Source organism: Halomonas urumqiensis (genome assembly GCF_003028575.1).
GTDB lineage: Bacteria > Pseudomonadota > Gammaproteobacteria > Pseudomonadales > Halomonadaceae > Halomonas > Halomonas urumqiensis.
The window spans coordinates 252,795-267,378 of record NZ_PYUD01000003.1 but is presented as its reverse complement, the minus strand read 5'-3'; the positions used below and the strand labels follow the sequence as shown (position 1 = coordinate 267,378).

12 protein-coding genes are annotated in these 14,584 nt (G+C 61.2%); 7 read left to right on the top strand and 5 right to left on the bottom strand.

Annotated elements, in window-relative coordinates; translation table 11 throughout:
- The 7 genes from C6V82_RS11040 to C6V82_RS11010 all read left to right on the top strand — a co-directional run bounded on the left by C6V82_RS11040 (nucleotide 1) and on the right by C6V82_RS11010 (nucleotide 9,817).
- Nucleotides 1-1,287 (top strand): TRAP transporter large permease, encoded by a 1,287-nt coding sequence (locus C6V82_RS11040; protein ID WP_180978229.1) that lies wholly within the window; start codon nucleotides 1-3, stop codon nucleotides 1,285-1,287.
- Between the two features lie 74 nt (nucleotides 1,288-1,361).
- Complete coding sequence (locus C6V82_RS11035; protein ID WP_102587060.1) at nucleotides 1,362-2,165, top strand: enoyl-CoA hydratase; 804 nt, start codon at nucleotides 1,362-1,364, stop codon at nucleotides 2,163-2,165.
- A gap of 89 nt (nucleotides 2,166-2,254) precedes the next feature.
- Nucleotides 2,255-3,442: a CaiB/BaiF CoA transferase family protein gene (locus tag C6V82_RS11030; RefSeq protein WP_102587059.1), complete on the top strand. Its 1,188-nt coding sequence runs from the start codon at nucleotides 2,255-2,257 to the stop codon at nucleotides 3,440-3,442.
- Between the two features lie 78 nt (nucleotides 3,443-3,520).
- Nucleotides 3,521-4,729, top strand: coding sequence for a pyridoxal-phosphate-dependent aminotransferase family protein (locus tag C6V82_RS11025; RefSeq protein ID WP_102587058.1), 1,209 nt, complete (start codon nucleotides 3,521-3,523; stop codon nucleotides 4,727-4,729).
- 35 nt (nucleotides 4,730-4,764) lie between these two features.
- Nucleotides 4,765-7,761, top strand: a complete 2,997-nt coding sequence (locus C6V82_RS11020) for an FAD-binding and (Fe-S)-binding domain-containing protein (RefSeq protein WP_102587057.1) — start codon at nucleotides 4,765-4,767, stop codon at nucleotides 7,759-7,761.
- 147 nt (nucleotides 7,762-7,908) lie between these two features.
- Nucleotides 7,909-8,925, top strand: a complete 1,017-nt coding sequence (gene ltaE, locus C6V82_RS11015; RefSeq protein WP_308430828.1) for a low-specificity L-threonine aldolase — start codon at nucleotides 7,909-7,911, stop codon at nucleotides 8,923-8,925.
- A gap of 238 nt (nucleotides 8,926-9,163) precedes the next feature.
- Complete coding sequence (locus tag C6V82_RS11010; RefSeq protein ID WP_102587056.1) at nucleotides 9,164-9,817, top strand: GntR family transcriptional regulator; 654 nt, start codon at nucleotides 9,164-9,166, stop codon at nucleotides 9,815-9,817.
- A gap of 79 nt (nucleotides 9,818-9,896) precedes the next feature.
- Here the strand turns inward: C6V82_RS11010 and C6V82_RS11005 are convergent, their stop codons facing one another.
- The 5 genes from C6V82_RS11005 to C6V82_RS10985 form a co-directional block, all read right to left on the bottom strand.
- Nucleotides 9,897-10,817 (bottom strand): amidohydrolase family protein, encoded by a 921-nt coding sequence (locus C6V82_RS11005; protein ID WP_102587055.1) that lies wholly within the window; start codon nucleotides 10,815-10,817, stop codon nucleotides 9,897-9,899.
- Complete coding sequence (locus C6V82_RS11000; protein ID WP_102587054.1) at nucleotides 10,814-11,710, bottom strand: NAD(P)-dependent oxidoreductase; 897 nt, start codon at nucleotides 11,708-11,710, stop codon at nucleotides 10,814-10,816. Before C6V82_RS11000 ends, C6V82_RS11005 begins: the two co-directional genes overlap by 4 nt.
- A gap of 48 nt (nucleotides 11,711-11,758) precedes the next feature.
- The gene (locus C6V82_RS10995) at nucleotides 11,759-13,033 is read right to left on the bottom strand and encodes a TRAP transporter large permease (protein ID WP_102587053.1); all 1,275 of its coding nucleotides are present in this window, start codon (nucleotides 13,031-13,033) and stop codon (nucleotides 11,759-11,761) included.
- A 10-nt stretch (nucleotides 13,034-13,043) separates the two neighbouring features.
- A complete protein-coding gene (locus tag C6V82_RS10990) occupies nucleotides 13,044-13,511 on the bottom strand; it encodes a TRAP transporter small permease (RefSeq protein WP_102587052.1) in 468 nt (155 codons plus the stop codon).
- A 75-nt stretch (nucleotides 13,512-13,586) separates the two neighbouring features.
- Entirely contained in the window at nucleotides 13,587-14,576 is a 990-nt protein-coding gene (locus C6V82_RS10985; RefSeq protein ID WP_102587051.1) for a TRAP transporter substrate-binding protein, read from the bottom strand.
- Nucleotides 14,577-14,584 lie beyond the last annotated feature (8 nt).

Here is a 14,584-nt window from a genome sequence, read left to right as displayed (position 1 = left end):
ATGACCATTCTCTACATGTTCGTCGGCCTGATCGGGCTGATCTTGATCAACGTGCCGGTCGCCGTGGCGCTTGCCATTGTCGGTGCCGTTGCCACCTTCATGTCCTACGGCATGATGGCCCTGCCCAATGTCGGCATGACAATGTTCGAAGGGGCGACCAAGTTCCCGTTGATCGCCATCCCGCTGTTCATCCTGGCCGGTGCCATCATGAACGCTTCGAGCATCTCGCGGCGTCTGATCGACCTGGCATCGGCAATGGTCGGGTTCATCAAGGGTGGCCTGTCGATGGTGACCATCGGTGCCTCGATCTTCTTCGCCGAGATATCCGGTTCCGCGGTGGCGGGCGTATCGGCCATCGGCAGCATCCTGATTCCGGCCATGCGCAAGAAGGGGTACTCCAAGGAGTTCGCCGCCTCGATCACTTCGTCGGCGTCGAGCCTGGCGATCATCCTGCCGCCTTCCATCCCGATGATCCTGTACGCGGTGATGTCCGGTGAATCGGTGGTCAAGATGTTCGTCGCCGGTATCTTCCCGGGGCTGCTCGGCGCCTTGGGCCTGGCTGCCATGTGCTACTACCTGGCGTCCAAGCATGACTTCCCCTCGGAGGGCAAGTTCCAGGCCTCCAAGCTGTGGAAGGCCTTCAAGGACGCGATCTGGGCACTGCTGATTCCGGTGATCATCCTCGGCGGTATCTTCGGTGGCTTCGTCACGGCGACCGAGGGCGCGGCCCTGGCCGTGGTGGTGGCGATCTTCATCAGTGCGGTGGTCTATCGCGAATTCACCATCAAGACCTTCCTGAATTCCTGCCTGAGTGCCGGTGTGTCGACGGCGGTGGTGATGCTGCTGGTGGCGGCCTCCGCGGTGGTCGGCGGTTACCTGACCGAGACCCGTATCCCGCAGGAAATCGCCATGCAGATCAGCGAGCTGACCAGTAACAAGTACCTGATCCTGGCGCTGCTCAACATCATCTTCCTGATCCTCGGCATCTTCCTGCACTCCGCCGCGGCGATCATCCTGGTGGTGCCGATCGTGTTACCGCTGGTCATCGAGGTGGGTATCGATCCGCTGCACTTCGGCCTGATCGTGACCTTGAACCTGGCCATCGGCCAGCAGACCCCGCCAGTGGCGAGCGTGCTGATCGCCTCCTGCTCGATCGCCAAGTCCGACATCTGGGCCACGACCCGTACCAACCTGTGGTTCATCGGTGTGCTGTTCGCGATCCTGATGATCAACACCTATATCCCGGCCTTTGCCCTGGCGCTGGTCAACCTGGTGTACGGCACCTGACAAGGCGTGCCCCGCTGGCTGGCGACCATTGGCCAGTCAGCGGGGTGGCATGGGATGCACAGCGGAGAGGATCAATGACCGCAACCTCACGTAACACGACCGACAGCCTGCGCTACGAGGAGCGTGACGGTGTGGCCTGGATCGGCTTCAACCGTCCGGAGAGCCGCAATGCCATGACCTGGGAGATGTACGACGCCCTGGAAGCGCACTGCGACCGCCTGGCGACCGATGCAAACGTCCACGCCGTGGTGCTGCATGGCGTAGGGGGCGAGGCGTTCGTCGCGGGTACTGACATCGCTCAGTTCGCCGACTTCGACAAGCCCGAGGATGCGCTCGGCTACGAGCAGCGCATCGATCGGGTGGTCGGCAAGCTCGAGGCGCTGAACAAGCCGACCATCGCGCTTATCGAGGGCGCTTGTGTCGGCGGTGGGGCGGCCCTGGCACTGGTCTGTGATTTGCGCTTTGCCACGCCCGGGATGAAGTTTGGCGTGCCGATCTCGCGCACCTTGGGCAACACCCTGTCGATCACCAATGTCACGCGGATGATCGACATGATCGGGGTGGCCCGCACCAAGCAGGCGCTGATGCTCGGCACCCTGTTCAGTGCCGAGCAGGCCAGTGAAGCGGGGTTGCTCAATGGGGTGTTCGAGGCCGATGCGATCACCGATGAAGTGGCCGCTGTCGCTTCTGAACTCGGTCGGCGCGCACCGCTGACCCTGCAGGCCTCCAAGGCGCTGGTGGGCCGCGCGCTCGAACAGCGACGTCTCCACCGTGAGGCCAGCGACGACTGGATCACCACCTGCTACATGAGTCGCGACTTCAAGGCGGCCGTGGACAAGTTCCTCAACAAGACGCCCTTCGAATGGACCGGCCGCTGAGCCTGGCTGTCGCCATCAAGGCGTATGACCTGTCGACTGCCCGTGCAGCGAGCGCAACGCGCTGAAAGAGAACAACTGGAGTGGAGCGAATGCTGCCCTTACAGAACGTAAAAGTGCTGGATATCTCCCAGATCATGGCGGGACCCTACTGCACCATGGTACTGGCCGACATGGGCGCCAACGTGATCAAGGTAGAGAAGATCAACGGCGGTGACGACAGCCGCCAGATGGGCCCTTACGTCAACGACGAGTCGACCTGCTTCTCGCAGATCAATCGCAACAAGAAGAGCATTTCGCTGAACCTGAAGGACGATCGGGCCCGGGAGATATTCTACCGGCTGGCCGCCGATGCCGATGTGATCGTCGAAAACTATCGCACCGGTGTCACGAAATCGCTGCAGATCGACTACGACACCATCAAGGCCATCAACCCGGGCATCGTCTACTGCTCGATCTCCGGGTATGGACAGACCGGCCCCTACAGCCACCGCGGCGGCTTCGACCTGGTCGCCCAGGGCATGACCGGGTTGATGTCGATGACCGGCGAGAAGGGCGGTCGCCCGCTGAAGACCGGTATCGCCGTTTATGACATCGGCGCGGGTCTGACCGCGGTCTACTCGATTCTTGCCGCCTATATCCACAAGACGAGTACTGGCGAGGGCCAGCATATCGATATCGCCATCACCGAGTGCGGCCTGCCCTGGTTCACCTGGGAAGCGGCGGCTTATTTCGCCGAGGGCAAGGTGCCCGAGCCCACCGGTTGGCGGCATCGCGTCTCGGCGCCCTATCAAGCGGTCAAGGCCGGTGACGGTTACCTGATGCTGGGCTGTGCCAACCAGCGGACCTGGGAGCGCTTCTGCCAGGACGTGCTGGAACGCCCTGACCTGATGGATGACCCGCGCTTTTCCACCAACTTCGACCGTGGTCAGCATGTCGAGGAGCTCGAGGCGTTGCTCGAGACGATCATGGTCGAGCGCGATACCGAGTTCTGGCTGACCCGCTGCGACAAGGCCGGGGTGCCCGCCGGGCCGATCAATGACTTTGCCCAGGCCATGCAGGATGAGCACTACCTGGCCCGAGGCATGGTGGAGGAGATGGAGCATCCGGTGATCGGCAAGATGAAGACCATCGGCTTTCCGAGCAAGTTTTCGCGCACGCCATCGCAGATCAGAAGCCCCGCGCCGCTCTTCGGCCAGCACACCGACGAGGTGTTGACAGAGCTCGGCGTGTCCACCGAAGACCTCGACACCTTGCGTGGCGAGGGCTGCATCAAGTAGGCCCTTGTCCGCGGCATTATTTTTTTGACAATAAAATTGAATACATAATCAAAAATACTATTTGATTCGGAGATACCCATGCTGAAGCTCGATTTCCACCCGTCCGGCCGCCATTTTCTGCAGATCCCGGGGCCGTCCCCGGTGCCGGATCGCATCCTGCGTGCCATGAGCCTGCCGACCATCGACCACCGTGGACCGGAGTTCGGGGCGCTGGGACTCGAGATCCTTGGCAAGATCCAGCGGATTTTCAAGACCGAGAACCCGGTGATCATCTATCCGGCGTCCGGCACCGGTGCCTGGGAAGCGGCGCTCTCCAACACACTCTCGCCGGGTGACCAGGTGCTGATGTTCGAGACCGGACACTTCGCCAGCCTGTGGCACAAGATGGCGCGCCGCCTGCAGCTCGAGCCCGAGTTCCTTGGCCTGCCTGGCTACGAAGGCTGGCGCCACGGTGTCCAGGCCGAGATGATCGAGGCGCGTCTGAAAGAGGATCGCGACCACCGGATCAAGGCCGTGTGCGTGGTCCACAACGAAACCTCCACCGGCGTGACCAGCGACATCGCCGCCGTGCGCCGCGCCATCGATGCCGCCGGACATCCGGCGCTGCTGCTGGTCGATACCATCTCGGGCCTGGCCAGCGCCGATTACCGCCATGACGAGTGGGGCGTGGACGTGACCATTTCCGGCTCCCAGAAGGGCCTGATGCTGCCGCCGGGCATCAGCTTCAACGCCGTGTCCGGCAAGGCCATAGAAGCGAGCCGCCACAACACCATGCCGAAGAGCTTCTGGGCGTGGGACGAGATCCTCGAGGCCAACAAGAACGGGTACTGGCCCTACACCCCCAACACCAACCTGCTCTACGGGCTCAACGAGGCCCTGGACATGTTGCTGGAAGAGGGTCTGGACAATGTGCTGGCGCGCCACCAGCGCTGGGCCGCGGGCGTGCGCAAGGCCGTCGAGGCCTGGGGCCTGGAAGTGCAGTGCCAGGATCCGGCCGTCTACTCGCCGGTGTTGACCGGGGTGGTGGTGCCGGAAGGCGTCGATGCCGATGCGATCCGCAAGATCATCTACGAGCGCTTCGACCTGTCGCTGGGCATGGGACTTGGCAAGGCCAAGGGCAAGATGTTTCGCATTGGCCACCTGGGCGACTGCAACGATCTGACTCTGATCGCCACCCTGGGCGGTTGCGAGGCCGGCATGCAACTGGCTGGGGTCGAGCTCAAGGGCAGTGGTGTCTGCGCGGCACTCGAGTATTTCGCCAACCACCCGCTCAACGCCAACCACTGACCATTGGCCTCGATCTGGACGGCCAGGAGGGAAGCATGACGTCCCTGAAGGACATTACCCGGTCACGGGATGCGCGGATCAAGCCGGTGACCGAGCTGGCGGCTCGGCTGTCTCGCGAGCTGCAAGGCGAGGTGCTCTTCGACCAGGCCTCAAGGGGCCGCTATTCGACGGATGCCTCGATCTACCAGGTGACACCTGTCGGGGTCGTGATTCCCCGCCACCAGGATGACCTGAAGCTTGCCCTGGACATCGCCCGTGATGCCCATGTGCCGGTGCTGGCGCGCGGCGCCGGCACCAGCCAGTGCGGCCAGACGGTTGGCGAGGCACTGGTGATCGACAACACCCGCTGGCTCAACAAGGTGGTGGAGTTCGACGCCGAGGCGCGCACGGTGGTGGTGGAGCCCGGCATCGTGCTCGACCACCTCAATGCCTGGCTCAAGCCGCATGGCCTGTGGTACCCGGTCGATGTATCCACCAGTGCTCAGTGCACCATCGGCGGCATGGCTGGCAACAATTCCTGTGGCTCGCGCTCGATCCGCTACGGCAACATGGTGCACAACGTGCTGGGCATCGATGCCTGGCTTGCCGACGGCAGTGGTGCAAGCTTCGGTTTCATCGACGAGCTCGGCGACGAGCACAAGGCGCGCCATCTGGCCGAACGGGTAAAGGCGATTGCCGAGCGTGTCGACCCGCAGATTCGCGAGCACTTTCCCAAGGTGCTGCGGCGGGTAGGCGGCTACAACCTGGATATCTTCAATTGCCAGAACCCCAAGCCCTATGACCAGGATGGCCGCGTCAACCTGGCGCACTTGCTGGTGGGCTCGGAGGGCACCCTGGGGGTCAGCCGTCGCATCAAACTTTCGCTCTCACCGCTGCCCGAACACAAGGTACTGGGAGTGGTGAACTTCCCGACCTTCTACCAGGCGATGGATGTTACCCAGCACATCGTCACCCTCGACCCCACCGCGGTGGAACTGGTCGACCGCACGATGATCGAGCTGTCGCTCGAGAACCCGGCATTTCGTCCGGTAATCGAGAAGGCGCTGATCGGCAAACCCGAGGCGATTCTGCTGGTCGAGTTCGCGGGCCAGGACCGTGACGCCCAGCTGGAATCCCTGGAACGCCTGAACGCATTGCTGGCCGACCTGGGGCTTCCCGGGTGCGTGGTCGACATGCCGGAGCCCGCCGAACAGAAGGCCTTGTGGAACGTGCGCAAGGCGGGGCTCAATATCATGATGAGCATGAAGGGGGACGGCAAGCCGGTCTCCTTCATCGAGGATTGTGCGGTGCCGCTCGAGCACCTGGCCGAGTACACCGACAAGTTGACCGAGGTGTTCCACCGCTATGGCACCGAGGGCACCTGGTATGCCCATGCCAGTGTCGGCACGCTGCACGTGAGACCGATTCTCGACATGCGCCGTGACGGTGCCGAGAAGATGCGCGAGATCGCCGAGCAGGCATCGGCGCTGGTGCGCGAGTACAAGGGTGCCTACTCCGGTGAGCATGGCGACGGGCTGTGTCGCGGCGAGTGGGTGGCCTGGCAGTTCGGAAGCACCGTCAACGATGCCTTCAAGGAGGTGAAGCAGCTCTTCGACCCCGAGAACTTGTTCAACCCGGGCAAGATCGTCGATACCCCGAAGATGGACGACGAGCGCTACTTCCGCTTTCCCTCCTCCTACCAGACGATTCCGCTGACCCCGGTGTTCGACTGGTCACCCTGGGACGTCAAGCGCGATCCGTTGACCGGCGAGCAGAGCGCCCCCGGCACCGGCGGGGATGCCACCCAAGGCCTCGCCATGGCGGTGGAGATGTGCAACAACAACGGCCACTGCCGCAAGTTCGACGCCGGCACCATGTGCCCGAGCTATCGAATCACCAAGGATGAACAGCACCTGACCCGTGGCCGTGCCAATACCCTGCGTCTGGTCCTCTCCGGCCAGCTCGGCGACGAAGGGCTGGCAAGTGATGATGTCAAAGAGGCGCTTGACCTGTGCGTCTCGTGCAAGGGCTGCAAGCGCGACTGTCCCACCGGCGTCGACATGGCCAAGTTCAAGATCGAGGCGCATACCGCACGAGCCCGGGCCAAGGGGCTGTCATGGCGCGATCGCATGGTCGGTGAAATGCCGCGCTACGCCCCCTGGGCAAGCCGATTCTCCGGGTTGCTGGGGGCCGCCGAGCGCGTACCGTTCGTTTCCAGGCAGGTCAAGAAGGCGCTAGGGCTCGCCCAGCAGCGAAGCTTTCCACGCTTCTCCGGCAACTTCCTGGCCGAGCGGCACGGACAGGTGGCGCTGGCCCCCCGCGAGGTGTTGCTGTTTGTCGATACCTTCAACAACTACATGGAGAGTGACAACGCACGCGCTGCCAAACGTGTGCTCGAAAAGGCCGGCTACCGCGTGCATCTCAACGTCAAGCCTGGCGAGCGGCCGCTGTGCTGCGGCCGTACCTACCTTTCGGCTGGGCAGTTCGACAAGGCCAAGGCCGAGGCGAAGCGCAGCCTCGATCATTTGATGCCGTTCGTCGAGCGTGGTGTGGTGATCGTTGGCCTGGAGCCTTCATGCCTTTTGAGCATGCGCGATGAGTTCCTGCAGTACGGTTTCGGCGATGCGGCTCGACGGCTTTCCGAGTCGGCCCTGCTGTTCGAGGAGTTCCTGGTCAAGGCCCATGAGGCGGGCGAGTTGCCGCTCGACCTCAAGCCAGTGGAACATTCGCGTGCCATGCTGCACGGGCATTGCCATCAGAAGGCCTTCGATGCGTTGCGCCCGGTGGAGCAGGTGCTCTCCTGGATACCCGGTCTCGACGTCGAGACCATCGAATCCTCATGCTGCGGCATGGCCGGCAGCTTCGGCTACGAGGCGGAGCATTACGATGCCTCGATGAAGATGGCCGAGTTGTCTCTGCTGCCGGCGATTCGAGAGGCCGATGACGATGCCGTGCTGGTCGCCGACGGTACCAGCTGTCGCCACCAGATCCACGATGGCAGTGGCCGCGAAGCGGTACATGTGGCGCGCCTGCTCGAGCGGGCGCTTGCATGAGAGGCCGGCCATTGTGAGCCAAGGTACACCGGCAAGCATGACAAGGGGGCAGTGCGTCGCCCCCTTGTCATGCCTGCGTGGCTCGTTGATGCTGACACCGGGCTCTGATGTTCCCGCTCACTTCCACGCAACGAGGCATTCCCCCGCATGACCAGGATGATCGATCTACGCAGTGATACCGTGACCCGGCCGACCGAGGCGATGCGCGCGGCGATGGCCCGAGCCGACGTAGGCGATGATGTGTGGCGTGACGACCCGACGGTGGTCGCCTTCGAGGCCGAGGTAGCCGAGCGGGCCGGCATGGCGGCAGGGCTGTTCGTGCCTTCGGGTACTCAGGGCAACCTCACCGCACTGCTGGCTCATTGCCAGCGTGGCGAGGCGTTCATCGCTGGCCAGTCTTCGCACATCTACCGCGACGAAGGGGGTGGCGCGGCGGCCCTGGGAAGTATCCAGGCGCAGCCGATCGCCCATCAGGTGGATGGCACGCTCGACCTGGGCGCCATCGAAGGTGCCATCGTGGGGGAGGACATTCACCACACGCGAACCCGACTGTTGGCGCTGGAGAACACCTACAACGGCAAGGTGATGCCCGCAGCCTGGCAGGCCGATGCCACAGCCCTGGCGCGTCGCCATGGGCTGGCCACTCACCTCGACGGTGCGCGACTGTTCAATGCCTCCGTGGCAACGGGGCGTTCGCTCGCCGCGCTTTGCAAAGGTTTTGATTCAGTGTCGTTGTGCTTCTCCAAGGGGCTCGGTGCTCCGGTGGGTTCGGTGCTTATCGGCGATGCCGGCTTCATCCAGCGTGCTCGCCGCTGGCGCAAGACCCTTGGCGGTGGCATGCGTCAGGTGGGCATCCTGGCGGCGGGGTGTCGGCATGCGCTCGAGCATCACGTCGAGCGCTTGGCCGAGGATCATCACAGCGCCCGCCGACTTTCCGAGGGGCTGGCCGGCATCGATGAGGTCGAGGTCAAGGCCTGTGACACCAATATGGTTTTCATTGCGCTGCCCAGGGACCACTGCCAAGCGCTCGAAGCCTTCATGGCCTCGCGGGGGATTCTGCTGGCGGCGGGTCCACGCACGCGACTGGTCACGCATCTCGATGTAGGAGAGGATGACATCGAGTCCGTGGTGGCGGCATTCAAGACGTACTTCTCGCAGGTCTGATCGAGACAAGCAGGCCTGATGTGAAATAGTGATGAAGCCCTCGTGTCATTGATGCGAGGGTTTTTTCGTATGGGGATGCGAGTCCCGCGCGTGAGGGGGAATATGGGTTGTAGATCTGCTATAGTGAATTCATAATACTAAATTAACATGATCGTTAACGTATCGCCCTGAGAGCCGTCGAAGCGAGTTACCCGGTATTATGTCTACGTTTGAAATAATGTCTATTGGATGATTCATTATGGACAAGATAAAACTGAATACCCTGCATGGTGAAGTGGCCGAGCGTATTCGGGACATCATCAACCAGGGGGTTCTGGCGCCTGGCACGCGCGTACCGGAAAAGCAGCTGTGCGAACAGTTTGGGGTGTCGCGCACTCCACTCCGTGAAGCGCTCAAGGTGCTGGCGTTCGAAGGCTTCGTCGAGCTGCTGCCTAATCGTGGGGCGCGCGTGGCCAAGCTGACCAAGGCGACGCTCAGGAACACGTTCGAGGTGATGCAGAATCTCGAGGCACTGGCAGGCGAGCTGGCGGGAGCGCGGGTGACCGAAGAAGAGCTGACCAATATCGAAGCGTTGCACTACCAGATGCTGTCTCACTACAAGAGCGGCAACATGCAGGAGTATCTGCTGGCCAACCAGCAGATCCATGAGGCCATGGTGGTGGCATCGCAGAACGATGTCCTGATTGACGTCTACAAGAACCTCAATCATCGGGTGCGACGCGTTCGCTTTACCGCTGAGCTGAGCAACGATTACTGGTCGAGGGCAGTGGGCGATCACGAGGCCATGATAGAGGCTCTGCGCGCCAGGGATGGTCAGGCGCTGGGGGCCATCCTGCGTCGCCACCTCAGAGACAAGGTGGAGATATCGGCCCTCGAGGACATGGCTGAATAGACCGTCCTGCACCAACCGTCCTGCACCAAGTAGCCCCTGCCTGCTCGGCGTCAAACGCCGAACAGGCGATCAGATCCCTTCATGTGCCCGCCAGGGGCAGGTCCATGCGGTAGAAACGAACGGCATTGTCGTGGAATAGCTTGAGCCTTTCCGCTTCGCTGAACGACTCGGTGATGGCCATGAAACCATCGAAGAGGGTGGTGAAGGAGGCGACCAGGCTATCGACCGGGAAGTTGCTGGCAAACATGCAGCGTTCCGCGCCAAAACAGTCGATCGTCTCGAGCACCACGCGCCGGTTCAGTTCCACCGTCCAGGGGGAATCGGGAACGCCGATGCCGGAGATCTTCACCGCCACATTGGGCTGACGGGCCACTGTTGTCATGGCGTCGCGCCACCCCTGCAACCCGGCCTCGCTCCGATCCGCGGGAAGCCCGGTGTGATTGATGATGATCTGGGTGTCGGGATGGCTCGCGGCGAGGTCGGCCGCTTCATGAAAGTGCCACCATGGGCTCTGCAGGTCGAAGGAGAGGCCATGGGCGGCCAGCTGCGCGAAACCGCGACGCCAGGTCGGGTCACCCATGGAGCCTGGCGCGCCGGTTTCCACCTCGTTGGGCGATGACGCCGCGCGGGGCTTGTGGCGAATTCCTCTCACCCGTGAGTAGGCACAGTGCGCCGCCAGTACGTCCTCGACATCCGGTTGGTCGAGGCGTGCCTGGGCCACCATCACGCTGGGCAGCCCTTCCCGCTCGGCCAGTTCATGGACCCAACGGGTTTCCTGAACTGGCGTGGCCGGGTCCCACTCGGTCTCGATGAAGACCGACCCGACCACCCGATAATCCCCCGTATCTTGCCGGTAATCCTCGGGCAAGTAGTTTCGACGGATGGCGCTGTAATCGCCATAGCGAAACGGAATCATCGGCTCGTCACACAGCCATGGCAGGTAGTTGCGCTCCAGGTCCCAGAAGTGCTGGTGCGCATCGATGATGGGCAGTGCGGTCATGACGGGCGCTCCGGCGTGACACCTTCCAGAAGCGATACGATGGCGGCGCCATCCAGCTCTCCCTTGCCCTGGGAAACCAGCATGCTGTAGAGGGAGTTGGCGGTACCCGCCATGGGCATGGAAACATTCAAGGCATTGGCGGCGTCCTGCAGCATATGCAGGTCCTTGAGAATCTGCCGGGCGTAGCCACGCGGTTCGAAATCGTTCTCGACCATGCGGGGCAGGAGGTCGTTGAGCAGATTGCTGCCGGCATAGCCCGAAGAGAGTGCGTCGGGGATCTTGCTGACATCGATGCCGAAACGGTTGCCGAGGTTACAGGCTTCGGCGATCACGCAGTAGTTGGACAGCACCAGCGCCTGGTTGATCAGCTTGGTGGCTTGTCCGGCCCCTACCTCGCCCATGCGCGTGAATTTCCCGAGGGTGGCCATCAGGGGCTGGATGGCATCGATGGCGGCCTGGTCGCCACCGGCCATGATGGCCAGGCGGCCCTCGGCGGCGGCGCCGGGGCCACCGGATACCGGGGCGTCGACGAATTGCATGCCGCAACGCTCCAGCAAGGTCTCTGCCAGGCGCTTGGTGGTCTCGAGCTCTGTCGTGGAGTGATCGACCACAATCTTGCTCTGGCCCTTGGTCACCTCGGCGATGCCACCCTCGCCGAGGATGACCGCCTCCACGGCCTTCGTCGAAATCACGCATAGCTGGATGATCTCGGCGCGCTCGGCGACCTTGGCCGGCGACTCGGCAATCTCGACGCCGTTGGCTCTGGCGGCCTGGCAGCAAGCGTCGTCGATGTCGTAGCCGATGACGGAATAGCCACGTTCGATGAGACGCGAGGTGAAGCCGGCACCCATCTTGCCGAGGCCGATGAAACCGATAGTTGGCTTGCTTGTCATTTTGCTACTCCTTCTTGCTAGTAAAGTCGTTGTTCGTGGCCACGCGACTTAGCGCAGGAAGCCCGGTAGCCACAGTACGAGATCAGTTGCGAACGTAATGATGGCCAGAGTGATCAGCAGGGGGATGTAGAAAGGTATCAGCGCCTTCAGCAGTTGACGCAGCGACACCTGGGCGATCGAAGACACGAGGAACAACGACAGGCCCATGGGTGGGGTCAGCAACCCGATCATCAGGTTGAAGATGGCGACGATACCCAGGTGTACCGGGTCGACGCCTGCCAGCACCATCGGGGGCGCCACGATAGGCACGATCAACAGGGTCGCGGTGGTCGAGTCGAGAAAGATGCCGGCGATAAAGAAGATCAGGTTGGCGATGAGCAGCAGCATCAGTGGATCTTTGGATATCTGCAGTATGAATGCAGCAAACTGCTGGGGGATCTGCTCGACGGACAATATCCAGCCAAACATCGAGGCCGCGGCTACGATGATCAGTATTGCGCTCGTTGTCTTCAGCGTCGCCATCATCGAGCTGATCAAGTGTGACCAGGTCAGTTCTCTGTAGAATAGCGAGCTGACCAACAGCACATAGGCAGCGGTGACAGCCGCTGCTTCCGTTGGGGTAAACAAGCCCAACAACATGCCCGAGATCATCAACCCTGGGGCCAAAAGCGCTGGCAAGGCGGGTAGGAACGACTGGTACAGTTCCCTGGCAGTCGGCAGCCTTGGGGCACGAGGCATGTCATGCTTGATGGCCAGAATGGCCGCCGTGATCATCAGCAACGCCGTGCAGATCAAGGCCGGAACTATACCGGCGAGGAGCAGCTGCACGATGGAAACACTGGTGACGGACCCATAGACGATCAACGGAATACTGGGAGGGAATATCGGCCCCACGACCGCCGATGAAGCCGTGACCGCCGCGGAGAAGGGTGCCCCATAGCCGCGTTTCTTCATGGCTTCGATTTCTATCTTGCCCAAGCCGCCCACATCGGCAAGAGATGCGCCGGACATTCCCGAGAAAATCAGGCTCGAGAAGATGTTGACCTGTGCCAGCCCGCCTGGGGCCCGGCCCACCAGTGTATTTGCAAAATGGAAAATCCTGTCCGTGATGCCGGACTGGTTCATCAAATTGCCGACAAAGATGAAGATCGGCACGGCAACCAATGGAAAACTATCGAGGGAATAGGTGATCCGCTGACCGAGAAGCCCTATCGGGAAGCCTTCGATGAGGACATAGACCACAGAAGGAATGAGGATAGCGTAAACGACAGGGAATCCGAGCAGGAAGAAGACTAAAAAAAGAGCCAGTATCATGAAGCCCATTATTGTTTTCCTATATACCGATGCTGTGTTTGGGGCGAGGAGATCTTAATCCCTGACGGAAGTGCATGAAGGCGGCTCCGGCGAACCCGAGGAACGTGGTGCTGAAGAAGATCCAGTAGGGAATCTTCAGCACGGGGGTGGCCTTGTTGAAATTTGCCAGTACCGTGATGAATGCAGCATATGCGATGAACAGGCATGCAACGATCGACAGCAGGGCTATGATCTTGTAGAGCGGTATCTTAAACTTTTTGGGCAATGTCTCGCGTAGTTCAGCCATCTCGATGTTTTCACCGCTGGATATGGCCAGCGGGTAAGAAGAGAAAACCAGGCAGATAAGCAAGAAACGAGTGAGCTCTCCAGCTCCAGGAATGGAGAAGCCGAATACGGAGCGAGTAATGACTTGCAGGAAGGGAACCAATATCATTCCTGCTAGCAAGGCCAGGCAGAAAATTTCCAACAGTCTTTTTCCGGTTCTCATGCTTGTGACCCTATGCGGTAGGTAGTGGCAGCAAGGGCAACTGCCCTTGCTGCCAAGCTATTACTCTATTTCAGGTTACTCTATTTCCGAAATTTGCTCGATATAGGGTTCGAAGTTGGGATAATCTTCGTTGATTTGCGCAAGGACCTGATCGCGGAATGCATCCAGATCAAGGCCGTTCTCCTCAGTGATGAAGGTCATGCCCTTTTCCGTCAGCTCATCGACGAGGCTAGCCTCGCGCTCTATTGCCCATTGAAGAGATTCCTGGGCTTTCTCCTCGAGTATCCGTGTGATGGTTTCCTGATGGCCTTCATCCAAGGACTGCCATGTGTCCTCGTTGATGAACACGGCCAGTATGGAGTGCATGTGCCCGGTCATGGAAACATGAGACTGCACTTCATAAAGGCTGTTGGACATGAGCATGGTCAGGGGGTTTTCCTGGCCCACCACCAGCCCGGTCATCAATGAAGTCGGAAGCTCGGAGACCTCGACAGGAGTCGGGTCGGCGCCGAACCCATTCACCATGGAAATCCATATGTCGAGCGGTACGGCGCGGAAGGGCTTGCCTTCCAGGTCAGCGGGGGAGTGAACGGGGAAGTTGGCGGTAATGTGCCGTGCCCCGCGGTACATCCGGCCGATGATGCGCATGTCGCCCTCTTCGATGAGCCGCTCATTCATCTCGCGGATGACGGGTGACTGCGGGTCGGTGGCTTTCAACGCATGTTCTTTATCGCGATAGATGAAGGGGGCGTTGAATACGGCGATATCGGGGACGACCTGGGCGAGCGAAGCAAATTCGTGATGCGCCAGTGAGATCGAGCCAAGGGAGACACCGTCGACCATTTCCGCGACGCCGCCAAGCTGGCTTGCCGGGAACAGGTCGATCGATATTTCACCGTTGGTGGCTTCCTCGATGGCGGCTGATGCTTCTGACGCATAGCGTGTCTGCGAATCGCCTTCCGAACCGACATGCGCATAGCGCAGTGTTTCGGCTGATACCGAGGCGGCGGCGAAGCTAACGGCTAAAGTGGCAATTGTCAGAGCGAGCTTTTTCTTGAGAAACATCTTGTACC